This is a genomic window from Devosia sp. MC1541, assembly GCF_012847305.1.
Lineage (GTDB): Bacteria > Pseudomonadota > Alphaproteobacteria > Rhizobiales > Devosiaceae > Devosia.
In genome coordinates, this window is sequence record NZ_JABBDZ010000001.1 from 50658 (window position 1) to 73503 (window position 22846).

Sequence of the window (22846 nt, forward strand, 5' to 3'; positions counted from 1 at the left end):
CTGGAGCTTTCTGATGAACAAAGCGCTTCTCGTTATCTTGCTAACAGTCATGCTGGACGCCATTGGGATTGGGCTCATATTTCCCATTCTCCCAGCGCTGCTGCGTGAAGTTGGGCATACTTCTGATATCTCAACAATATTGGGCGTAATGCTGGCGCTTTACTCAGCCTGCCAGTTCTTGTTCTCACCGATTTTGGGCGTGCTGAGTGATCGATTTGGGCGCCGTCCGGTGCTGCTGATCTCGCTTGCTGGCGCGGCGATTGATTATGTGGTGATGGCCTTTGCACCAGAGCTGTGGTTGCTCGTGCTCGGTCGCGCCATCGCTGGGATCACCAGCGCAAACATGGCCGTGGCCACAGCCTATATCACCGACATTTCCACCGAAGAGGAGCGCGCTAAGCGCTTTGGTCTGTTCCATGCTATGTTCGGCATCGGGTTTATCATCGGACCTGTGGTTGGCGGCATCCTAGGCGATATCTGGCTGCGCTCGCCGTTTTTGCTGGCAGCGCTGCTCAACACTGTCAATTTCGCGATGGCACTCTTCGTCCTGCCCGAGTCGCGCAAAGGCCAGCGTGATACGCGCTTTACCTTGGATACGCTCAATCCGTTCAAGCCATTGGCATGGGCCTTTGCTTTCAAAGCCCTGCTGCCCCTGATCGCCATCTATCTGATTATGAATCTGGTCGGCACGGTCTATGGCTCAACCTGGGCCATCTTCTCTGAAGACGTCTACGCGTTTAACGGCATGCTGATTGGTCTGTCCCTTGGGGCATTCGGGCTCTTCCACGCTTTGGCGCAGGCCTTCGTCACCGGTCCCGCAGTCGCCAAGCTCGGCGAGCGCTGGGCCTTGGTTGTCGGCATGGCGTTTGAAATTGGTGCGATGCTCACTCTCGCTTTTGCCACCCATGGGGCGGCCCTCTTTATTATGGCGCCGATCTTTGCACTGGGTGGCATTGGCATGCCCGCGCTACAGTCTCTGACAACCCGCCAAGTCAGCTCGGAACTGCAAGGACAGCTGCAGGGCGTGTTGGCGAGCGTGGTCAGCTTGGCGGCGGTCTTTGGGCCATTGCTGTTTAGCAATATCTATCATTCCATCCGCGGAACATGGCCGGGCGGAATCTGGCTGGTTGCCATGGTGATCTATCTCGCGGCCTTGCCACTGATGCTGACAATCAAGAGTAAGCCTATCGAACACCAAGACGCCAATTGAGGCTATGGAATAGGGCTCAAATCCAAGAATCATCGAGCTGGTCTTCGCCTTCGTCCAATAGTGTTGCTGAGTCTGCGAAAACTGCCAAAATCCAAGGGTCTCAATGGATTTTGTTTCGAAAAATCGCCCGCAAAATTGAGGCTGGTTTTGACTTCCGCGCGGGTAACAGGCCGCCAGATGGACTGCGTCTAGCCCGTCCTATCTCCTTGGTAATTCTGCGAATTCATTTGGCGTGCGTAAGCCGAGCAAAACCGATGTCGGCGTGGAAATGGGACCATATTCCCCCGGAAACCGGGCTTTTCGGGGTTATGGGGCTTGCGAGAGCCATATTTCCGGTCCATTAACTGCTACTACCGTCGGGGCACTGATCGGCCGGATAGTCTGGATTTGCGAGTGATCGCTACTAGCTATCAGGCATCAAGAGCCGCTTGTGGCGGCGAGCATTCACTGTGAGGAAACGCTATGAACAAAAACGATCTGGTTGGCGTTGTCGCCGACAAGGCAACGATCACCAAGGCACAGGCCGCCGAAGCGGTTGACGCAGTGTTCGAAGCTATCACCGAAGCCCTGAAGGCCGGCGACGAAGTTCGTCTGGTTGGTTTCGGCACCTTTGCCGTTTCGCAGCGTAAGGCTTCGACCGGCCGTAACCCTGCAACGGGTGCTGAAATTCAGATTCCGGCCTCGAACCAGGCCAAGTTCAAGCCCGGTAAGGGCCTGAAGGACGCGATCAACGCTTGATTGCGACTTCGCCTCTCGGCATTTGGCCCCGCGCTTCACAGCCGGGGCCTTTTTGTTATGTGGAGAACTTTTTCGGGTGTTGACCTGAAACCCGTGTCCGCATATTCAGTGGCTCGTCGCTGAAGAACAACGGTTCTGCAAGCGGCGCCAGTGCTCTGACCACCAAGTCAGCGTTAGAAAAGGCACTCCGTGATAATGGCACGGGCGATTAGCTCAGTTGGTAGAGCGTCTCGTTTACACCGAGAATGTCGGCGGTTCGAGTCCGTCATCGCCCACCATTGCCGCTCACCAGCGGCGAAGAAGAGTGGTCTTCTTTACTTGGTGCCAGTGCTCTGACCACCAAGTCAGCGTTAGAAAAAGCACTCCGTGATAATGGCACGGGCGATTAGCTCAGTTGGTAGAGCGTCTCGTTTACACCGAGAATGTCGGCGGTTCGAGTCCGTCATCGCCCACCATTCACTTCTCCTGAACGACCAAACAAAACCGCCTCGGCGGTTTTTTGTTTTTTGGTCTCTGCTCAACTCGGTTCTAGAATCTTGTCAGCGTCATTCTCGTCGCAACGGGCAGGGCGGTGATCTGATTCACGTTCAGCGATTCCGATGCTGCATAGAAAATGTGTGGCGTCTCCACCGGACGGCGCCATTTTTGTTTCCTGCCGGGCGCTGCCATCGAGAAGGCCTCGGCCAAGCCGTTCACGGCGCCCAAAAGTGCCAGCCAAGTGCCCACGATATGCCCATCGGCGCCACAGATGTTGAAAAGCTTTGAGAATTTTCTTGGGCCCGCTTTACAGGGGCAAATCACCCCCCTATACAGAGCCCACGTTGCGCGGAACTGATGTTCTCCAAGCGCTGCGGGAGTAGCTCAGTTGGTTAGAGCGCCGGCCTGTCACGCCGGAGGTCGCGGGTTCGAGCCCCGTCTCTCGCGCCACTTTTTCTCATAGAAATCGTTGCGTTTTTTGACTGTCGCCTTTAGCGACTGCAGCGTGTTCCCACTTTTTCGTCTGACGTGTTCCCACTTTTGATCGTGGTCCGTTCCTTACCGCAGTTTGGCCCTGCCGCGCCTGCGGGCCCCGGAGACGGAACGGATCGTCTCTGCGTTTACTGGAACGTACGTAGCGAACAGCGTGTTAGATGCGCTCAGCGTGTTCCCCATAGCGTGGGACAGAGCCTCGGCTGTTCCGCCACCGACAATGGCCTCGACAGCTCCTGAGCGCCGGAAGTCGTGGCCAAGCGTTCGACGTTCTTCTTTTCCAAATTCAGCGCGGCGAACATCGCGGAAATCATCACCCAACGTGTCTTTGCTATAGGGCTGGCCCGAACGATTCCGAAAGACCGGCGCATCGCCGTGGAGCTCCACGCCTAGCTGGGTTAGGTATGACTGAAGCACGAAGACTGACCGGATGCTCAAAGCTCCTCCAACGGGCTTGCCGGTCTTCCCACGCTCAGTGAAGAAGAGTTCTCCGTGACCAGCCGTTGCTAGCTGAGAAGCTGTCAGCAGACGAATATCGCCAGGGTTGAGTTGTGTGTCCCAGGCAGCAGCTATTACGGCGGAAAGGCCAAAGAAGCCCATGCGCCATGCCCTCTTCGCCAGACGAACAGCCTCACCCTCTTGCCAAGTCTCCTTTCGGCCTTTTGCAGCGTCGTTACGCACGCCCATGGATGGATCAGCGTCACGGACGCAGTAGCCCATAGCGGCCGCAACCTTCCATAGCGCACGCCATATCTTGATTACGCGATGAGCCTCTCGAAGGCTTACTTTGCGCTCGACCATGGACCTAAAGGCGCTGATAGTCACAAGCGTGACACGGCTGGGGCGTACATCGCCGAAGACAGGCTTGATTTGCTTCCATGCACGCCACCAGTCCTCGCGTGTTCTTGGAGCCTTTTTGGCCCATTCGTCGGTTCCGCGGAAACCCTTGAATGCCTCGCCCAGGCTCCCGGAGGGATAGACCGTGAGTTCTTCTGCCCGCTCCGGCGATAGATTCTGTTCGCGACTTGCAGCTGGCGATGGGTGCTTGCCGGTCCGGGTATCATCCCAGCGCTGGTTCCACTCCTCAGCAGTTCTAAAGGCGTCCGGTCCGTGCGGGCCGAGAGGAACCGACACAAAGCCATGCGCTTTCATAGTCGCGGTCGGTTCCCAGAACGCGCGATTATTTCGTTTTAGCTTGTAGTGCCGTGGCGTGCCGCGTCCCATGCTTCATCTCAGCTTCTTAATTCGTCGAAGCATTTCTGCCTCGTCCGTGATCGCTTCTCCGTCGTCTTGTTCCCCCATTAGCTTTGGGTTTCGCTTCGCGATGTAGCGATCAATGGCATCCAAATCGAAGTTGCCTGTCACAGGGTCGGGCAGCGGAAAGCCGTACTTAAGTAGCTCTGCATAAAACTCTTTAAAGCGCATCTCGGTCACGCCGATCCGGTGCGCGGCCTTGGCCGGCGGCACGCATCTGGGCTGAACGTGAAATCGGATCCCCATGGCTTCAAGTTGCCTTGGGGTAGGTAGTTAAAGAATTCGTCTTCTCGACGTCGCGAAGTTGTAGGGTGGTATGCACTGGTGGACTTGCTCTTTTTTCCCGAGCAAGGACCCTCCTGCAGAAAAGTCTGTAGAAACATCGGGAAATGCCTTCCTGACACAATTTTAGACTTGCGATTCTCGCCCTTGTGGATTTTTCACAAATTGAAGCGAAGTCTTTGTTATAACATGGTCTTTTTCTGCTCGTTGGATTGGAAAAAGTATTTCCTTACCGTGTGTCGCTCAGAAGTACGGCCAGCTCTTCCACTTTCAAATGCCCGCAGGGATGGACCCGTCCAGCTAGTGCTTGGACGGGATAGGGGGTCTGCTATCGCTATGCTGCGCATGCATTGGAAACTGGAGCCTTGAGCTGGCCTTGACCCCAGATCAGGCCGCTCATCGCCTTCGGCGTAGACCAGCTCCGATGGAGCTGGTTGGGGGAAGGGTAGGCGGCCTGATCTGGCGTCAACCTCTGTGCTGGTATGCCTCTTTCTCAAGGACGCGCGCGGGCGCCCCCTTTCTCTTTCTTCTCTTTTCTTTCTTATTGTCCCGGAGAAGGCCGCCTTTGGCGGCCTCTTTGGCATCTGTTTACCCCGAGCTTGTCGAGCGGAGTAAACAGAGGCCAGCAGCCTGCGACATCGGAATGTCCCGGGCTGCTTCTCTTCTCTTTTAGTGAGAGTTGCGGCGGTTGATCGAGGGGCCGAACTTTGGCGCCTTGACCAGCAGCTTGAAGGCGACCCAGGGAAACAGCACCGATAGCATCTGGGCGTGGTTGCGAATGACCGATGTTGTGGGCTCGGCGGTCGTGAGCAACGTGTTGAGCTGGTCGCGGTGATCGGGGGTAAGCGCAGCCTGAACCGGAGGCGACATCGTGCACACGGTTTCCACCAGCGGCGCCCAGTCCTTGGCGTTACGAATGGTCAGCACGGTTGCGGTCGCCTGATGCATTGCGGCGAGGGCCACGGGGCGTGCCGTGGGTTCGGCGCAGGATGCATAGGCTTCCGCCGCATACAACCAAGCCAGAACCGCACCAACGCCCTGAGTGATCGCGGTGTCGATATCTCGGCCCTTGATCTGACGCGCGATCGTTGTCCATTCCGGCCGCATCCATTCGAGCGGCTTGCCCTCGGCAAGAGCCGCGCGCATGGATGCCCGCTGAGGGCCAAAATGCTGGCCGACCTGGCTGGCCAAAGACCGGCGATAGCGCTTTTGCCCTTCCGCCTTGCGCGCTGCCGGATCCATGAGGATGGTCTCCTGGTCAACCACGTCGCGTTCCCAGACGTTGTGCAGGGGCAGGGGCGGGGCAAGCCTGGGCATGATGCTCAGTTCCCAGAGCTGGAACCTGCTCTGCTCGACGCAGGCGGCGACGACGTCGGCGTCGAGAGCAAAGATTCGGCCACCCATATTGAGGTAAATGTCGCGGAAGGCCAGCTGACTCAGGCGGTCGAGGTCAGCGGTATCCGTAACCCAGATGTGACGGATTTTGTTGGCCGCGTAAAAGGTGCCCCGCTCGAGAATGGTCGCGAGGGACGCGGCCGCCAGTTGCACGTCGACCGCCACGGCCTGGCCGTCGAGCACGAAGCTCACGTCAGGCTGGCGCCAGGAGCCGTCGAGCGCCCTGATCTGGCGTTCGACCTCAATGTCCGTGACGTTGGGATCCTGCGACAAGCAGAAGGCTAGCATGTGCTTGAGATTGGAATGGTCAGCGCCTTCGCCCAACCCGGGGAACTTGACTGCACCGATGTCGTGCAGATTTGCAGCGGTGCGTTTCCGGCAGGGTGGGGCATCCACGTTGGCATGATGCTTGAAGTGCGCACCCCGGCCGTCACGCGGGGTGTTCGCGGATGCCGGATTCTGGGCAACAAACAAAGGCTCGTTGCAGTCGGGGCACCGAAAGCGCGGATGACCGGCGACATAAGCCGTGCGCACATCGGCCCGGAGTTCGCTAAGCCCAACTTCTGTCAGAGGATCGAGGATATTTCGGGCCAGACGGACCTGCTGGCCCGGAGGCATCGTGGTGTCGGTGACGGTTTCGATGGCGCGAAGCTGGATGGTCTTGTTCATGGTCTGCGTCCTTTTTTGCGTTTTATCAAGAAATCAGTTGAGAAGAGGGCGGGTCGCTGCCGCATCGGCGCGGTCCAGGGCTTTGTGGAGTTTGCGAAGCGAGGTGAGGCGGCCCGTGCGGACGGCGCGGATCAGCGGCGCGACAAGCTCGTCGGGCAGGCCGCGGCGCTGCACTTCGCGCCGGGCGATTTCGGCAATCTCATCGACGTCCGGCGCATTGAGACGAATGACGGTGCAGCGATCGCGGACGGGCCTGGCGATGCGATTGAGGTCATTGCAGAGCAGAATCCAGTTGATGAAGCTGAGATCGACTCTGGATTGCAGGAAATGGTCGACGTGCGCGGCCGCGGTGTCGCGCTGCAAAAGCGGCAGCATGATCTCGGTGGCATCGGACCGGGCGTGCGCCGAGAGGTTTTGCAGCTTGTCGAACTCGTCGACGATGATGATTGGATTGGCCACCTGCTCGTTCGCCAGGAACTGCACAACTTCGGAAGGCCGGGCATGGCTCCAGACGCTGTCTGCACTGACGATCGGCGTGCCGGTGGTCATGGCGGTGGCGTCGAGATAAAGCGCCGGCAGCCCACTGGCCGCAGCCAGGCGCATCGCCATCGTAGTCTTGCCACACCCAGGTGGTGCTTCGATCAGGATCGGCTTGAACTGGAAGTGGGGTGCGCCCCGGCGCACCATGGACTGCGCACTCTGCCGGATCGCTTCGAGCGGCCGGGCAAAATTTGGAGCCGCCTCGAAGACGGTTGCGACCAGCTCGTCGATGGCGTGAGCCTTTGCCGGGCCTTTGAGAGCCAGAGGGTCACTCAGCGCGCGGGCGATCTCGTTGGCGCGAAAATCGGGCCCGCGATCGCTGCGCTTTCCGCTATATGCGGACGGGTCCGGTTCAGGACTGAGACGGACAAAAGCCGTATCCGATCCCCAAAGCATGCGAGGACGCCCCACTGCTGTGCGGTTGAGCGTGTCGAGCTCTGCGTCATTGAGCAGGCGTTCCACGGGATTGGGGCCATCGCCAAGATCGGCAGGATCGTCAAACTCAAGAGGTGGCGTTGCCGGTGGCAGCGCATTTTTTGCAGATTTGGACATTTTCGACAGACTCCAGCGCAAGCCGGTCCGAGGGTGCGGACGGCAAGCAGGCAGAGTTTTGGGACGGACCACGCAGCCGGGTTCATGCGAGCGCAGGGCTCGCGAGGGTCAGCAGCATGATCGACGGAAGCGGGGGCTAGCGCTTAGCGCGCGCCGAGTTGCTGCGAGGAGCAAGCCAGCTGTTACCGTCATCGAAAATATCAGGGAGGGAGTTGCAGCGAATCCAATCGCCGCGATAGATGAGCATAGCCATTCGGCCACTCCTGTTTGCGCAGGTAAGGTCGTCTGGTCAGGCCGCTGGAGTTGTTGACGCAACTCTGGCGGCTGCCTTGATGACAACCGGGAATCCGGGCGGAGTCCTGAAAGCAGGATGCATCAAGCGATCCCGGCCGTCATCGCAAACCGTTAAGAATGGTTAACGGCACCTGGGCGATAAAACGGAAAAAGCGTCGAAGGATTTCGAATCGACCGATGACGAAGCCCTAAAAGTCCTTACGGCGCTTGGCGATTCTACACGCTTCGATATTTTTCGAAAGGTTCAGCAGGCGGTCGGATTATCGTCTTCTGACCTGAAAAAGCGAAAAATCGGCATCGACTATGTCGCATCACTTCAAGCTGCTAGTCGATGCAGGGGTGCTCGAAACCACGCGTGACGGCAAGCACGTGCGATACCATGTTCACAGGGGGACCATGACCAATTTTGCGAAGTGGGCGTCAGAGCAGGCCGAGTTGGCAGCTTTGAACGACCTCGGGAGATACATTGTGCGCAACCCGGTTTAGCAAGTAGCAGGCCGGCTCGGAGGGACACCGATATCTTGGCTGTTCGGGATTTTGTACCTTCAAATTCCCGGCCTTGAAGTGGGGAGAGGAGACGCATCAATCGGTAGAAGAGGTCTATTGCGGTGAGGGACATTTTCAGTTGTCGGTGATGCCTCATTCGGAGAGCGACATTCCGGTGAGGGGCATATGCCTACTCCAGGCGCGTACCGGATATGTCTATTCGCCGTTGTGCCAGCCATCTGGGCGAAGCATCAAGCTAACCGACAGAACAGAGTGGGAGCGGCATGAGGTCGAAATGTATGCCGTCCTTCGTCAGGCCATGGACGAGGAGGTCAAGAACTTAAGCCGGGCGTTTCCGGGCCAGTTTATAGTTGCTTGAAAGGCGGACACCGGTTGCGACCTGCGTTTGGTTTCAGGTCGCTGCGCGGAAAGGTTCCGCCAAAGTCCCCGCTCGGTATGGTGGAGTCAGGGATGCAAGTGACGGCGACATCCACAATGCTGCTGTAGCGTGCGGCGTCGACGAAGTCATAGAGCGGCTGCCTAGTTGGTATCGCCGTCCAAAAGCGGCCAGTCCGCAACCCACCCCACTAGAGACATTTGGTGATATTTAAAGAACTGCAGCTTCTAGAAGAGCTGTAGAACGTGCTGAGCGGCCGAAATCAGGCGCTTACCTGACAAACAGGGGGGATCAGTTAATGACCGCATTCGCGACGCTCAAGATGTGGATGTGGCCACTAAAACAGACACATCAAGCAAGTGCGCTATTTTGACTAAACGCCACGTTTTCGGCGGCTGAGGATGTCGGCAACGGCCAGTAATGAAATAACTGAGCTGCGCCCTTTTCTTGTAGCTCGGGCTAGCTGGGCTAAAAGCGATTGGCCGGCCCGAAGGCCGACCTAGACCGGTTTAGCGCACCACGTAAACGATGCGGCGGGAGCCTGGGTCGACCAGCGCTGCCTGACCATTGATATAAACATACTGGTAGTTGTAGTCGGGAATTGCCTGAAGCGTCACCGTGTCCGGAAGGCCGGCACCAACCACCACTTCGCCGTCGAGATAGACCGGATCGAGCGGATTGGATGTGACGTAGGTGCGGGCCACTTCCGGCGGATCAATAACAGTACCGGCGGTCGCGCCGCCTGTGGCACCAATCACTCCGCCAATCGCGGCGCCGACGGGACCCCCGATCAGAGCGCCGGCCACGGCGCCGCCGACGGTTCCGGCAACTGCGCCGCCTGCTGCAGCGTCGCTGGCTTCGTAGGTGACCGTCGCCACGCCGACATCCGGATAGCGATCAGTGAGCACAATGGCCTGACCGGAAAGGTCGGCGCTCAAATAATCCGAATAGGACCAGCCCACAACCCCGTCATAATTAACGCGGCACCATTTGCTCCCCTGCAGGCACCCCTCAACCATAGTTGAACCGCCGGCCACAATGAAGCCGACCGAAGGGAAATGGGGTCCCGGGCCCGAGCGGATGTTGAGTTCGGTGGTCGCAGTGGCCGTGGTGCTCTGAGCTAGGGCGGTACCGGAGAAGCCGGCGGAAGCCACCGCGGCAAAGGCGATAAGAACAATCTGTTTTTTCATGGAAAGTCTCCTTGGACTGGCCACTCAATGAGTGCCACGGCGGAACGATCCGAATATAGACTAAGGTTATGCTTCAGCGGTGTAGGCTCTGAGACAACACTTCCCGCCCTATGTTGGGCCTATTGATATGGCGACTCTTATTACGAAGTTTGGAGGACACCCTTGAGAGTGTCCCAAAATATTCATGCCGCATGAGCTTGTATCTCGCACAACAGAACGCTGTTTCGACAGAGACGGTTGATTGCGCTTCCATCCAGCCCGTTAGGCAGCGCTAACCCCGAAAATTAACCCCACGCCGGCGGTAACGGCCATAGCCAATGCGCCCCAGAATGTGACGCGTATGGCAGGCTTCACGATCCCGGCGCCGCCTGCCGATGCGCCCATTGCACCGAGGGTCATCAGGGCTACGATGGTGCTGGCCGCCACTGTGAGCGGGATTTGGGTGGCGGGGGAAAGCCAAACCACGATGAGCGGAATGACTGCGCCGACTGCGAAGGTGAGCGCCGAGACAAGCGCGGCCTGCACTGGGTGGGCAGTGACTGTTTCGGAAATACCCAGTTCGTCGCGGGCATGTGCCGCAAGCGCATCACGCTCGGTCAGCTGAACAGCCACTTTGCGGGCGAGCTCCTCGTCGAGACCGCGACTGACATAGATCTGCGTCAGCTCGTCGAGTTCGTGGTTGGGCATGGATGCCAATTCAGTCCTCTCGCGGGCGAGGTCGGCCTGTTCGGCATCGGTTTGGGAACTGACCGACACATATTCTCCTGCCGCCATGGACATGGCGCCTGCAGCCAGACCGGCAAGGCCGGCAATGAGGATTTCCGGACGACCGGACCCGGCGGCTGCCACGCCGACGACCAAGCTGGCGGTGGAGACGAGTCCATCATTGGCGCCCAGAACGGCAGCGCGGAGCCAGCCGATACGGTGCACCATGTGGACCTCGGAATGCGAAAGGCGGCTCATCAGGTGCTCCTAGGATGTGGCGGCTGTGTTGGTAGCAGAAGGCATGAGAGGCTTAATGCGCAAAGCGCGTAAGGCATTGAGTATGACTGCCACGTCTATCGCCTCTTGCAACAGAGCACCTTGTACCGGCGTAAGGTAGCCGAATGCTGCGGCCACCATGCCGAGGACCGAGAGGCTGATGCCCGCCGCGACGCTCTGAAGAGCTATCCGCCGGGCACCCTGCGCAATCTCGATGCCGGGGAGCAGACGGTCAAGATGATCAACAAGGAGGACCACATCGGCCGCTTCGGAAGAAGCAGCTGCGCCGCGCGCACCCATGGCGACACCGACATCGGAGGCAGCCAGCGCGGGCGCATCGTTGACGCCATCGCCCACCATCATCACTGGTGGATGCCTTTCCCGTTCGACTTGGACCAGCCGCACTTTCATGTTCGGTGTCAGATCGGCGTGGACGGCGTCTAGGTCGAGTCCAGCGGTAATTTGCTGGGCCACTGCATGCCGGTCTCCGGTGGCGAGCATAATCCGGTTGATACCGAGACTCCGTAACCCTGCAAGTAGATGTGGAGTGCCGGAGCGCAAGGCGTCTGCCATTACAAGGCGACCGGCTAGCTTGCCATCGATTGCCACCGAAACGAGGGCCGCGCCGACGCCGAGGATGCTCTCTTCAGGGGCAACGGCGCCGATCCGCGCTGCGACGAAGCTCACCCCGCCTGCCACTACCGTGCGACCGCCTACGGTGCCGGAAAGCCCCTCTCCGGGGACTTCAACGACTTGGTCTGGAACCGTCAACTCAACCCCGCGTTCGCGGGCCGAAGTCACGATGGCTCTGGCCATAGGATGCTTGGAGGCCTGCTCGAGTGAGGCTGCTAGGAACAAGAGTTCCCCCTGAGTAAAGTCTCCATGAGTTTCGAGCGAAACTATCTGCGGACGGCCATCGGTGAGGGTCCCGGTCTTATCGAGCACCAATGTCCGAATGCTGGCAAGGGCCTCTAGCGGCCGTGCGCCCTTGATCAACACGCCAAACTGCGCGGCGCGCGACAGCCCGGCGACCAGAGCAACTGGGACAGCTAAAATAAGAGGGCAGGGGGTGGCGACGACAAGCACGGCCACTGCACGGATGGGGTCGCCAGTGAACCACCACGCAGATGTGGCCAGAACAACTGTGATCAAAAGGAAAAGCAGCGAGTAGCGGTCTGCAAGTCGCGCCATAGGCGCCTTTGAAGTATGTGCGGCCTCTACCAGCCGCACTATGCCGGCATAGGTACTGTCCGAAGCGCGCCGCGAGACAAGAAGATTAAAAGCCTCGCCGGCATTGGTCGATCCGCTCATCACATCCTGGCCGCGGCTGAGCCGCACCGGCATGGATTCACCGGTCAGGGCCGACTGGTCCAGCACGGCGCCATCACTTGCAATGGCGCCGTCGGCGGGTGCAACGTCGCCCTGGCGGATCAGTAGGAGGTCCCCCGGCTCGATAGCATCGAGCGGCACATCTTCAAGTCTGCCATTCGCGTGCCTTGTAGCAGTGCGTGGCACGCGCGAGAGCAATTGGCTCATCTCGCGACGGGCACGGCCTTCAGCAAAACTTTCGAGGAAGGTCCCGCCCGAATACATCAGCGCTACCACGGCAGCCGCCAGCGTCTCGCCAAAGAACAGGGCGGCGGACATAGAGAGGGCGGCGACGATATCGAGACCCACCTCACCCTTGAGAAGGCTGCGGGAGATCTCCACCAAAAGGGCGGCAAGCACGGGAACGACGCCCGCGGTCCAGACTATCCTCGCGAGTTCGTTATTGCCAGCCAGCATCAGAACCACGCCCGCAGCAAGCCCGACCAATGCCACTGTCAGAAGCGCTACATTCAATCGGCTTTGCAGTGATAATTGCATTGGACGTCTTGTCCCCGGCCTGACTTCCGCGGAGTGACGGCAGCCTTTGGAATTTTATCTAACCCTGAACCGGCTTACGAAATCAATATCGCTGAAGGTCGACGCTGGCGTTGCCGGGATTCTGTCGTCTTTGGAGGGGGCAGCCCGAAACACATAGCATGCGGGCTGCAGGTATTGATGGCTAGACAGTGGTGTAGCCGCCGTCGACCAAGTAGTAGCCGCCGGTCATGAAGGAGGCGTCATCCGAGAGCAGGAAGCGGACGAGCTTGGCGACCTCGTCGGGCCTGCCCAACCGACCGAGCGGATGGCGGGCGATCAGCGCGCTGCGGAACTCGTCCGGCAGGTTGGCGAGCAGCGGCGTGTTGATATAGGCGGGGCCAACGCTGTTGATGCGCAGGCCCTGCGGACCATACTCAGCAGCTGCGTTCTTGGTTAGCCCCACGACGCCATGCTTGGCGGCGGTATAGGCAGAGTTGTTGATAGCCGCGACCGCGCCATGGATCGACGCCATGTTGACGATGGCGCTTTCGGTCGCGCCGGCCTGCAGCATGGCCGGAATCTGATAGCGCATGCCGTAGAGGACGCCATTGAGGTTGATGTCGATAACGCGCTGCCAGTCGGTAATGTCGATTTCCCCCGAGGGTGCGGCCTTACCGCCAATGCCGGCATTGTTCACGGCATAGTTCAGCTTGCCGTAGGTTTTGACGGCGAAGGCGACAGCAGCTTCGTTCTGTTCAGGTGAAGCACTATCCATGATAAAGGACGCGGCCTCGTTTCCGCTGGCTTTGATCTCGCCTACAACGCGTTCCGCCGAACCCTTATTGATGTCGGTGACGACAATCCGCGCGCCGAGCGAGGCGAGTTCCTTTGCTATCGCTTCGCCGATGCCCGAACCAGCCCCGGTAACCAAGGCAACTTTACGCTCAAAAGACATATCCCGCTCCTTGATGGCGTGCCATGTCACCGAATATGGGCAAGGAAAGGGGGGCTAGCAAGGCCAGCTAGGTAAACGCTTTCAGCGGTATATCGAACGACAAAAGGTTTAATTCCTGCGTCGACAATCTTGGACGGGCGTCGATCAGGTCAGAATTACGCACATCGGTGATCTCGCGATTAAGGACATGATTAATAGAAAATCGGCACGTACGACCTGGAAGGTTTGGGGCACCGCGATACGACTTTTCTTTCTATTGGGTGTATCCTGTTGGTTTGCGTGGTCGAGTGTCCAGCGGTCTAGGGGGAAGTGGCCAAAGGCGAACTGGCCATCATTGCTGCCCCGCTACAGGTGAACGAAGGGCTGCCTAGATCCCATCAAAATTTCGACGCCGAACAGCTGCCTCGCTAAATGGCCATAGATGATCGAACGACCGAATTGGGGCCTGCTTCAGTTAGTCGTGGCCTTCGACCAGGCAGAGCCTCAGGTGTCCGCTTTTGGGATGGTAACGCGTGCGTCTCGACGGCGGAAACGAGGGCGCATAGCTGTCGCCCAACCTAATGACAGCTTTCAGCAAGTCTTTGACTGAAGGTCCGAAATGGTGGCTTGAGTTGTCAACGCCATTGACGACATCAGAACTGGGTCAACACATCATCGATGCCGCGATGTGATGCCAATTTGCGCGCGCCATGAGGACGGCTGTTCCATCGGGCTATCGGCCCTGAGAGCTGATTTTCTCGAGCATCGTAGACCCAGAACGAACTCTTTGTGGCTACGAATGCCCTTCGCCACGACCGTAGCTACGGTTTCGATGTGAGGCGTTTGCTTGGCAGGATGGTCGCCAGCGCCCCGAGGGTTGCTTCGAGGCGAATATTGAGCGGTTCCACCCCGTGCTTTCTGCTTCGTAATGGGATCTTCGACTTCGGGGGCGTGCGCACCTGATTATGAGGTGGCTGCTGCCATGTCCGGCGGTGGTCTGGTTCAAATTCACTCCGGCGACGAACTTTTTTTGACCAGAACTGCCTGTCTTTGGTGATGGGAGGGGGGGCGTGAAGTCTCAGTATAACTAGCGGTTTCCTTGTATTTTGTCAGAAGTTTTGGCGTGGTTGTGGTTTCTTGGAACGGTGTCAAGGATAAATTTTGGCAGTTTTATGGTTGATGTGACAACTGTGCTGGCCTACCATGTGCACAAACAAGCGACAGAGTTTAGAACTTCTCTCTGAAAGGACCATCCTTTCGGGGTGAATATATTTTGTATTTGAGAAGTTCGTAAGAATATTGGGGTAGTGCTTATCTGTATTCTTGCTGTGTTAGAATACGAGGTCTTATGAATATCAAGTTGAGGGTCGAAAAGGTCTTCAAAATCTTCGGTAGCCGACCGAATGAAGCGCTCAATCTTTTGAAGCGTGGTGAAAGCAAAGAAGCCATCTTTCAGGCGACGGGGCAGACGATTGGCGTTCAGGACGCCAGCTTCGACGTCCTAGAGGGCCAGATCTTCGTGATCATGGGGCTCTCAGGTTCGGGTAAGTCGACGATGGTGCGGATGCTCAATGGGCTAATCCGGCCAACGAGCGGCAAGATACTCATTGACGGTGATGATGTTGCATCGTGTTCAGCCGCTAAGCTGCGCGACATCAGACGCAACAAGATTACCATGGTGTTCCAGCACTTCGCGCTGTTTCCGCACCGCACAATTCTTGAAAACGCAGCGTTTGGCCTGAAGGTGAAGGGTGTGCCTCAGAGTGAACGGCAGGCGCAGGCGATGGCGGCGCTGGAGCAAGTTGGGTTAGCGTCGTGGGCCAACAGCAAGCCGGCTGATTTGTCTGGCGGCATGCAGCAGCGCGTCGGGCTGGCACGCGGACTTGCGACCAACCCCGAAATATTGCTCATGGACGAACCGTTCGGCGCACTCGATCCGCTGATCCGCCGAGAAATGCAGGACGAGTTGTTGGCGCTGCAGAGCGCGCTGAAAAAGACAATCATCTTCATTACCCACGATCTCAACGAAGCGCTGCTGCTGGGCGACAAAATTGCGATCATGAAAGATGGTCGGGTCGTTCAGATCGGTACGGCGCAGGACATCGTCTCCAACCCAGCTGATGACTACGTCGCTGCGTTTGTTGCCGATATTGATCGCGGCAGGGTATTCACCGCCGAGACGGTGGCGAGCGTCCCCTCGGTTATGCAGCTCGACACAGATACGGCGGGAGACGCTGTTAGGCGTATGGAAGATGAGAACCTCAATGCGGTTTACGTTATGGACGGGGAGGACCTTGCCGGGCTCGTTACCTATCAGCTGGCGGCAGTCGCAGACCGAGACAGTGGCGATGACGACGTAAAACTCGCCGATGTGATGGTCACGGACTACCCAACGACAGATCGCGACACGCAGCTCTCGGCGCTCTATGGCGCGGCCAGTGCTGGCCTGCCGATTGCAATTACCGACGACGACAATCGCTTGCTTGGCGTAGTCGAGCCTGAGGCCGTGTTCGCACAGATCTCTGCTGATCAGGTTGAGGCAGAAACGCCCGAAGCGGCCCAGGCCGAAGCGCAGATGGGCACCCAAGAAGGAGGCGCTCGATGAGCCCATCCGATTTTATGATTATACCGTTCGATGAATGGGTGAACGGCTTTGTTCGCGGCTGGCTGGTTCCAAATTTCCGTCCGTTTTTCCGCGCCCTACAGGTGCCGATCTCACAAGTGCTGAATGCACTCGACGCCTTTTTGGCCTTTGTGCCGATGCTCGCGACGACGCTGGTTTTTGCCGTTCTGGCGCTCAAATTCGCAGGGCGTGGCATGGCTATATTCACGGTGCTGGGATTCGTCTTTATCGACATGATCGGGCTGTGGGGGCAGACTATGACGACGCTCGCGATGATTATCACATCGGTGCTGTTCTGCGCTCTAATCGGTATTCCGCTGGGTATTCTGGCCGCGCGCAACGATATGACGTGGAAGGTCTTACGACCTTCGCTGGATGTCATGCAAACCATCCCGAGTTTCGTCTATCTGGTGCCCATCGTTATGCTGTTTGGGGTGGGCATGGCGCCTGGGATTATCGCCACCGTGATCTTCGCGCTGCCGCCAATCGTGCGTTTGACCAATCTGGGCATCCGCAACGTGCGCGGCGACCTGATCGAAGCCTCTGATGCGTTTGGGGCAACTTCGCTGCAGACATTGGTCGAAGTGCAGTTGCCTCTGGCAATGCGCACCATCATGGCCGGTCTCAACCAGACGCTGATGCTCGCCTTGTCGATGGTCGTCATCGCTGCACTGATCGGTGCGGGCGGGCTTGGCCTGGTGGTGAACACCGGCCTGGGACGTCTTGATGTTGGGCAGGCGACAGCGGGTGGCGTTGGTATTGTCATTCTCGCCATCGTGCTCGACCGGATCACTCAAGGGTTCGGCGCGCAGAGCAATGTGCCAGCCATCTCTCTTCGCCAAACTCTGTTTTCTATGTTCCGGCCACGCGCAATAGCGCCGACGCCCACGGACAGAAAAGCGGCCTAAGACCAACGGCCGCCCCCTGGGGACCATAACCCCTTTCGCCTCCGCTCGATCGGCGGATCCACGAAAAGCAAAACAAAGGAGACAAAAACAGTGATGTTCCGTCTCAAGACAATTCCTTCCCTAGCCATGCTCATGCTTGTAACCACCAGCCTCAGCGCTCCCGCGCTGTCTCAAGAGCAGCAGCCGGGGAAAGACACAGAAGTCATTATGGCTCAGCCGACCTGGGACACGGGCTGGTTCTATACCGAGATCTACCGCCAACTTCTGAGCGAGCTTGGATATTCTGTCAGCTCTGTTTTGACCCTCGATAACCCCGCGTTCTACCAGTCCGTTGGCTATGGCGACGTTACGCTTTGGGTCGACGGGTGGTTCCCCATCCACAACCCATACAAGGACGCAATTGAGGGTACAGCCGAGATCATCGGGTCGGTCGTTAGCGGAGGCGCTATCGAAGGCTATCTTGTCGACAAGGCTAGTGCCGAATCCCTGAGCATCACCTCACTTGACGATTTCAAGCGCGACGATGTGAAAGCTGCATTTGACCGTGACGGGGATGGCAAGGCTGATCTGGTCGCGTGTCCACCCGGTTGGGGATGCGAGCTGGTTATTGAGCACCACATGAATTCTTATGAGCTCAATGACCACGTCAATCTGATCAAGGCAGGCTATCCTGCGGCAATGGCCGACGCTGTTGCTTCGTATGAATCCGGCAGCCCAATCCTGTTCTACACTTGGACCCCGAACTGGACCGTCAACGAGCTCGTTCCTGGTGAAGACGTTGTGTGGATCAACGTTCCGGAAGTGAACCTTCCTGACAATTTGGCTGAGCTCACCGACGCGGCGATCCGCGACGGCGTTGAGGGATGTGTCAGTGATCCCTGCGTGCTTGGCTTCCCGGCCAACAGCATTGATGCTGTCGTCAATAAGGCGTTCCTTGATGACAACCCAGCGGTACGCTCTCTGCTCGAAAACGGCGAGATTCCTATCGCTGACGTCTATGCACAAAATGCGGCGATGAACGCTGGTGACGACGACGTCGTAGGGCAGGCGGCCGCGTGGATTTCTGAAAACCGCGAATTGGTCGATACTTGGCTGACTGCCGCGCGCGCAGCTGCACAATAAGCGATCCGCCGGAGCCGGGCTTTAAGTTCGGCTCCGGCGTACTAGCTTGAGGTTTGTGGGCACCCGGCCCCTAGGGAATGACGGCACACCGCACGGCATAGTATGCGGGCCAGCGAACATCATGACGCCGTTCAACTTGAGATTGATGAATGCTGCTGGAAATAGCGCGGTGAACTCTGCTGTCTCGGGACATGGCGGATGCCTCATTCTCAATACGGCACGCATTAACCAGATACCCAGCAGACTTTGGTCAGTTTTTGGGGAAGTGCAGATCGAGAGAGTTAAGTCATTTTCCGCATGCAGGGGAAAGTTGCTCCGTGGGTGACATCGGAGGCGGAAAATATTGCTCTAGACTGTCACATGGGTCAAATGTTTGTGAGATGTTCTTCGTTGATCGTGGTTTTACCACGGGTCTGCTGAGTGCTGGAAGGAAAGCCTTGGCGACGACGGAACTGCCTTATCCGCCCTGTATTTTCGCAATCACATTGGAAGGGTCCTGCCGGGGCTGAAGTGCTGCAGGTACTCTACAGAGCTTGCGCAGTTAATACTGGATTGGAGGGCGTTGACGTCATTGCACGCAATCCGCTCGACAACCAGGCGCTCACGCGCAGTCTCGCAGTGAAGGTCTTGAGACGGTCATTCCACCGAGGGGAGAAAGCCATGGTGATGGCGTGTTGCAGGCGCAGTGGTGCGTTCTTGTCGGGTGTCGACCGCAGGTCGCACGGATATCCGCGAGATGTAGCGGTACTGCCGTGAAGTCGCTAAAAATACTCTGGCTTACTCAGCAATTTGGAAGGCAGAGTCGAATTCGATATTCAGGACCTGCCTACTTGGTTCAGGGGTAAGAAAGACTACCGCCTTAACGCATTGACGGAAAAGAATATTGTGATACCGGCGTATTCCAAGATGGCCGCGCCGGTGCAACGGTCGTTATGGGACGAACAAGGTGTTCCGTCCGGATTGAGGGGACACTAAGGCGCGACATCTGCCACGACTAATACTTAGTCCTGTGAAGAGCCTTCGCGCCTTCTAAATGTCCAAACAATGTTGGAAAGCAGATAAGCCGCTTATCGCTCTAAGAGGGCCGCGGGCACATTTGTCCACTCGGATGGGACTATGCCTAACATGGGAGCAATCCTTTGAAGGACTCGGCCAGTGACATCGCCGGCATTGTAGGCGGCTGTGCGACCACTTCCGGGCTGCTCGCGCTTTGGTTCGTCGATCATGATGAGCATGGCATATCGAGGCGCATCAAGGGGAAAGGCAGATGAGAAAAACGTGGTAACTTTCTCGCTTGAATATCGGCCAGCTACTACTTTTTCGGCGGTGCCTGTTTTACCGCCCAAGCGATACCCTTCGGCAAGATTGTTTGCCCGACGCGCTGAGCCATCAAGTGCATTCAGGCGCAGCAAGTAGCGCATTTGAAGGCTCGTATGAGCTTTGATGACGCGCTTCATCTCGCTCGTGTTATCGCCCGCATTAGCGATCAATGTTGGCGTTGGCAGGTGGCCCCCGTTCACTAAAGCTGCTGTTGCCGTGAGCATTTGAAGTGGCGTGACGCTCAAGCCGTGACCGAAGGAGACGGTTGCCGCTGTAACGGCCGAAAATGCCTTAGGCACGACCGGGGCGGTGACTTCTGGCAGTTCGATGACAGGGGGGACATCCATGCCGATGCGGGTCAGGAACTCCCGAAAATTCTCCGCTCCTAGGCGCTCTGCAATCCGTACCGTGCCGATGTTGGATGAATGCACTAACACTTCCGGCACCGTCAGGTGGCGGTATTTTCCATAGTAGTCGGAAATGGAATGTCGGCCGAACCGCACGGGGGTTCGAGCATCAACTTGGTCGTGCAAGGTAACGGCACCGGCATCGAGAGCCGCAGCGATCGTGAGGGGCTTGAAAATGGAGGCGGGTTCGAATTTGGCCGCAGTGATCCGGTTAAATCGCCCTGATTCAAGCATTTGCGAGGGATGGTTAGGGTCGAAGTCGGGGAGTGACACGAGGGCGATTATCTCACCGCTTTGGACATCTATGAGTGCCCCCGCACCGGCGATCGCTTGATACCGGATCAGGGCGTCCGCGAGCTGATTGTGCAGAATGTTCTGAACCCGCATGTCTAGCGATAACGATACGGGCTCTAGGGTCGCCGCACGAGCCAGCCCAAGCTCTTGCAGGAGGACGACGTCTCGAGATCGGTCGATATAGTGCTCGATGCCCGCAATGCCGATGTTGTCTATGTTCGCCGCGCCCATCACGTGAGCCGCTTGTCGGTACGCGGGGTAAAAGCGTTTGGTCTCGGTGACAAAATCGAGGCCAGGTATTCCAAGACGCATTAAGTCGGTCTGGATTTTTGGCGTAAGTTCACGGGCGATCCATGCAAACCCGCTATCGCCGCTCAATCGTTTTCGCAACCACGCTAACTCGAGCTGGGGGAGCACTGTGTGGACCGCTTGTGCGGCTTCTTCGACATCCACAATACGGCGCGGTTCTGCAAACAAGGAGGGGACGAGAATATCAATGGCCATGATGATGCCATTGCGATCGTAGACGACCGGCCGCGACGCCAGAGCGGCGTTCAGTGCGCTGCCCCGCGCCTGACTATTCACCTCAGCCGCGCCCAGTGACCACAGCCGGAGCGCGATCACGAGAAAACCGAGGACTATTGCCAAGACGAGCAGTTGGATACGCCAGCGTGTAACAGCCAAAGTTTGTGCTCGTTGACCGACGATAGAAACGGGGTCAGCCGTTTCATGGGCCGGGATTTGGGCAGGTTTTACTCTTGGCGGCAATTGCATGGGAGGTCCAATGCGATCAAGATGATAAAGGCGAACGTCTCGGCCATAGAGGCTACGCTCTTGCGCTATTAGTAAGCGTACTGATTATCAGTATGCGTGTCAATTTTGGAGAGGTTTTTGTCGGTCACGAGTTACCCGGGGCAGCTGGCCCGTCGCTTCAACCAAATCTCCACCGCGTTGATCGACGCGGAATTTCGGCGTGTGGGATTGGATATGACGCCGGTTCAATATTCCGCGCTGGGTGCCATTGGTGATCAGCCAACAATTGACCAAGCGACATTGGCCGTACTTATCTCTTACGACCGAACGACAATTGGCGGCGTCGTTGATCGCTTGGTCGATAAGGGCTTCGTGTCACGACAAACCAACGCGCAGGACCGGCGGGCCAAAGTGTTGACTTTGACCGAGCAGGGCGAGGCTGCTTTGTCGGTTGCGCATCGCGCAGTAGCCAACGCGCAGGACCAGCTCGTACGCGGGCTCGACGCTCAGGAGCGCGACGAACTCAAACGCCTACTAGAGAAAGCCGTGCTCGCCGCCACTGAGCAGCGTAAGTAGCCGCATAGAAGCGAGTTCAGTCCGCACCTTTTTAACTGGTGCTGGGACGGGCAGGGGCGCTTAGAGAGAAAATCACCCCGTCTGGTGCAAATTCCAAATGAGACGTGCCATCGAAATTGGCTCCGACGATCTCGATCAGCCGCGATCCGAACCCTTGGGAGGACGGGGGCACGACGAGCGGGCCGCCGATTTCACGCCAAAAAATATCGATGCGGTTGTCGTCGAAACTCCAGTTTAAGTTGACCTGTCCGACCTCGTTGGATAGGGCCCCGTACTTGATGGAGTTGGTCGCAAGCTCGTGTAGGGCAAGCGATAGGGCCAGGGCGCGCCTGGCGCTGAGAGCAAAGGCTTCACCCGAGATTTTAATGCGTCGATCATGCGTCTGGTGCGGTGATATGGACGAGAGAACCACCGGCAAGATGTCAGCGCCGTTGAGGATTTCGTCGCCCAGAAGATCCTGCGCGCGCGCAAAGGCGAGCAGACGGCCGTCAATTGCCTTTTCCGCTTCTTGCGTGGATATCGATCGGCGCAGTGTCTGAGAGATCATAGATTGCACAATCGAGACGAAATTCTTCATCCTGTGTGCGAGTTCGCGATTAATCGTTTGCTGGCTCTCACGCTCAGCGCGCTTGTCTGTGATGTCTGTAAAGAGGATCGCGACTTCGAAATCCACTGGATTTCCAACGCGATGGGCTTCAACTTCAAACCATCTGTTTCCTAAGGGCGCGGCCTGTAGCTCGAAACGAGCAGGTGTACCGGTCAAGGCGACACGGCCATAGGTGTCGAACCATGCCCGCTCCAGATCTGGAGCAAAGTCAGAGACCCAACGACCGACGGTGCCGTAGAGCCCCGTGTGGCGCTCGTAAGCTGAGTTACCGTCTAGGATGAAATAGTCGACAGCGCGCAGATTGTCGTCGAACTTCATCTTGGCGATGCAGATCCCCACATCGACATTGTCGATTAGCGTGCGATAGCGGTTTTCGAGCCTGCTCATCCGCGAAGACAGATCAGCGAAATCTCGGGCTCTGCTGTCTTCGTTATGCGCCATCACATTGCGTTACCGTATTAATACCATGAGCTATTTATGACTGACCTCTGGGCCGATCG

The 22846-nt window shown here is 57.6% G+C and carries 17 protein-coding genes and 3 tRNA genes; 9 read left to right on the top strand and 11 right to left on the bottom strand.

The genetic code is table 11. From position 1 onward, the window contains the following. The first annotated feature begins 13 nt into the window (after window positions 1-13). The 4 genes from HKD40_RS00225 (at window position 14) to HKD40_RS00240 (ending at window position 2403) form a co-directional block, all read left to right on the top strand. A complete protein-coding gene (locus HKD40_RS00225) occupies window positions 14-1210 on the top strand; it encodes a TCR/Tet family MFS transporter (protein ID WP_169193719.1) in 1197 nt (398 codons plus the stop codon). Between the two features lie 462 nt (window positions 1211-1672). Then, window positions 1673-1948, top strand: a complete 276-nt coding sequence (locus tag HKD40_RS00230; protein ID WP_169193720.1) for an HU family DNA-binding protein — start codon at window positions 1673-1675, stop codon at window positions 1946-1948. Between the two features lie 202 nt (window positions 1949-2150). Further along, window positions 2151-2226, top strand: a tRNA-Val gene (locus HKD40_RS00235). A gap of 101 nt (window positions 2227-2327) precedes the next feature. Further along, window positions 2328-2403: transfer RNA gene (locus HKD40_RS00240), tRNA-Val, on the top strand. A gap of 73 nt (window positions 2404-2476) precedes the next feature. Here the strand turns inward: HKD40_RS00240 and HKD40_RS00245 are convergent. Beyond that, window positions 2477-2674 carry a hypothetical protein gene (locus HKD40_RS00245; protein ID WP_169193721.1) on the bottom strand — a complete coding sequence of 66 codons (198 nt, stop codon included), beginning with the start codon at window positions 2672-2674 and terminating at the stop codon, window positions 2477-2479. A gap of 124 nt (window positions 2675-2798) precedes the next feature. On the opposite strand from HKD40_RS00245, the gene HKD40_RS00250 reads away from it, so the two are divergent. Beyond that, a tRNA-Asp gene (locus HKD40_RS00250) sits at window positions 2799-2875 on the top strand. A gap of 108 nt (window positions 2876-2983) precedes the next feature. Here HKD40_RS00250 and HKD40_RS00255 read toward each other — a convergent pair. The 8 genes from HKD40_RS00255 to HKD40_RS00290 form a co-directional block, all read right to left on the bottom strand. Then, the gene (locus HKD40_RS00255) at window positions 2984-4141 is read right to left on the bottom strand and encodes a hypothetical protein (RefSeq protein ID WP_169193722.1); all 1158 of its coding nucleotides are present in this window, start codon (window positions 4139-4141) and stop codon (window positions 2984-2986) included. A 3-nt stretch (window positions 4142-4144) separates the two neighbouring features. Continuing rightward, on the bottom strand, window positions 4145-4384 hold the full coding sequence (locus HKD40_RS00260) for a hypothetical protein (RefSeq protein ID WP_169193723.1): 240 nt from the start codon (window positions 4382-4384) through the stop codon (window positions 4145-4147). A 738-nt stretch (window positions 4385-5122) separates the two neighbouring features. Beyond that, window positions 5123-6517, bottom strand: a complete 1395-nt coding sequence (locus HKD40_RS00265) for a DUF6035 family protein (RefSeq protein WP_169193724.1) — start codon at window positions 6515-6517, stop codon at window positions 5123-5125. A 33-nt stretch (window positions 6518-6550) separates the two neighbouring features. After that, window positions 6551-7609, bottom strand: a complete 1059-nt coding sequence (locus tag HKD40_RS00270; RefSeq protein ID WP_169193725.1) for an AAA family ATPase — start codon at window positions 7607-7609, stop codon at window positions 6551-6553. A 1686-nt stretch (window positions 7610-9295) separates the two neighbouring features. Continuing rightward, a complete protein-coding gene (locus HKD40_RS00275) occupies window positions 9296-9976 on the bottom strand; it encodes a DUF1236 domain-containing protein (protein WP_169193726.1) in 681 nt (226 codons plus the stop codon). A gap of 261 nt (window positions 9977-10237) precedes the next feature. Then, window positions 10238-10939 (bottom strand): VIT family protein, encoded by a 702-nt coding sequence (locus HKD40_RS00280; RefSeq protein WP_169193727.1) that lies wholly within the window; start codon window positions 10937-10939, stop codon window positions 10238-10240. A 9-nt stretch (window positions 10940-10948) separates the two neighbouring features. Continuing rightward, window positions 10949-12823 carry a heavy metal translocating P-type ATPase gene (locus HKD40_RS00285; RefSeq protein WP_169193728.1) on the bottom strand — a complete coding sequence of 625 codons (1875 nt, stop codon included), beginning with the start codon at window positions 12821-12823 and terminating at the stop codon, window positions 10949-10951. 181 nt (window positions 12824-13004) lie between these two features. Next, on the bottom strand, window positions 13005-13757 hold the full coding sequence (locus tag HKD40_RS00290; protein WP_169193729.1) for a glucose 1-dehydrogenase: 753 nt from the start codon (window positions 13755-13757) through the stop codon (window positions 13005-13007). Window positions 13758-15084: 1327 nt separating this feature from the next. Here HKD40_RS00290 and HKD40_RS00295 point away from each other — a divergent pair. From HKD40_RS00295 to proX, 3 genes are all read left to right on the top strand, one after another. Next, on the top strand, window positions 15085-16341 hold the full coding sequence (locus HKD40_RS00295) for a glycine betaine/L-proline ABC transporter ATP-binding protein (RefSeq protein WP_169193730.1): 1257 nt from the start codon (window positions 15085-15087) through the stop codon (window positions 16339-16341). Next, a complete protein-coding gene (locus HKD40_RS00300) occupies window positions 16338-17267 on the top strand; it encodes a proline/glycine betaine ABC transporter permease (protein WP_169193731.1) in 930 nt (309 codons plus the stop codon). Before HKD40_RS00295 ends, HKD40_RS00300 begins: the two co-directional genes overlap by 4 nt. A 93-nt stretch (window positions 17268-17360) precedes the next feature. Further along, entirely contained in the window at window positions 17361-18389 is a 1029-nt protein-coding gene (gene proX / locus HKD40_RS00305) for a glycine betaine/L-proline ABC transporter substrate-binding protein ProX (protein WP_169193732.1), read from the top strand. Between the two features lie 1067 nt (window positions 18390-19456). Here proX and HKD40_RS00310 read toward each other — a convergent pair. Continuing rightward, window positions 19457-21094 (bottom strand): penicillin-binding protein 2, encoded by a 1638-nt coding sequence (locus HKD40_RS00310; RefSeq protein ID WP_248305845.1) that lies wholly within the window; start codon window positions 21092-21094, stop codon window positions 19457-19459. A 207-nt stretch (window positions 21095-21301) separates the two neighbouring features. Here HKD40_RS00310 and HKD40_RS00315 point away from each other — a divergent pair, with 207 nt between their 5' ends. Continuing rightward, entirely contained in the window at window positions 21302-21739 is a 438-nt protein-coding gene (locus HKD40_RS00315; RefSeq protein ID WP_248305846.1) for a MarR family transcriptional regulator, read from the top strand. A 31-nt stretch (window positions 21740-21770) separates the two neighbouring features. Here HKD40_RS00315 and HKD40_RS00320 read toward each other — a convergent pair whose 3' ends face one another. Beyond that, window positions 21771-22733 carry a sensor histidine kinase gene (locus tag HKD40_RS00320; RefSeq protein WP_169193734.1) on the bottom strand — a complete coding sequence of 321 codons (963 nt, stop codon included), beginning with the start codon at window positions 22731-22733 and terminating at the stop codon, window positions 21771-21773. Window positions 22734-22846: the final 113 nt, after the last annotated feature.

What these genes read in the sequence shown, in the direction of transcription:
- HKD40_RS00265 (WP_169193724.1), bottom strand. Translation starts at nt 6,517, where the DNA reads ATGAACAAGACCATCCAGCTTCGCGCCATCGAAACCGTCACCGACACC.
- HKD40_RS00275 (WP_169193726.1), bottom strand. Translation starts at nt 9,976, where the DNA reads ATGAAAAAACAGATTGTTCTTATCGCCTTTGCCGCGGTGGCTTCCGCC.
- HKD40_RS00255 (WP_169193722.1), bottom strand. Translation starts at nt 4,141, where the DNA reads ATGGGACGCGGCACGCCACGGCACTACAAGCTAAAACGAAATAATCGC.
- HKD40_RS00300 (WP_169193731.1), top strand. Translation starts at nt 16,338, where the DNA reads ATGAGCCCATCCGATTTTATGATTATACCGTTCGATGAATGGGTGAAC.
- HKD40_RS00230 (WP_169193720.1), top strand. Translation starts at nt 1,673, where the DNA reads ATGAACAAAAACGATCTGGTTGGCGTTGTCGCCGACAAGGCAACGATC.
- HKD40_RS00295 (WP_169193730.1), top strand. Translation starts at nt 15,085, where the DNA reads ATGAATATCAAGTTGAGGGTCGAAAAGGTCTTCAAAATCTTCGGTAGC.
- HKD40_RS00285 (WP_169193728.1), bottom strand. Translation starts at nt 12,823, where the DNA reads ATGCAATTATCACTGCAAAGCCGATTGAATGTAGCGCTTCTGACAGTG.
- HKD40_RS00225 (WP_169193719.1), top strand. Translation starts at nt 14, where the DNA reads ATGAACAAAGCGCTTCTCGTTATCTTGCTAACAGTCATGCTGGACGCC.
- HKD40_RS00290 (WP_169193729.1), bottom strand. Translation starts at nt 13,757, where the DNA reads ATGTCTTTTGAGCGTAAAGTTGCCTTGGTTACCGGGGCTGGTTCGGGC.
- HKD40_RS00280 (WP_169193727.1), bottom strand. Translation starts at nt 10,939, where the DNA reads ATGAGCCGCCTTTCGCATTCCGAGGTCCACATGGTGCACCGTATCGGC.
- proX (WP_169193732.1), top strand. Translation starts at nt 17,361, where the DNA reads ATGTTCCGTCTCAAGACAATTCCTTCCCTAGCCATGCTCATGCTTGTA.
- HKD40_RS00270 (WP_169193725.1), bottom strand. Translation starts at nt 7,609, where the DNA reads ATGTCCAAATCTGCAAAAAATGCGCTGCCACCGGCAACGCCACCTCTT.
- HKD40_RS00320 (WP_169193734.1), bottom strand. Translation starts at nt 22,733, where the DNA reads ATGAGCAGGCTCGAAAACCGCTATCGCACGCTAATCGACAATGTCGAT.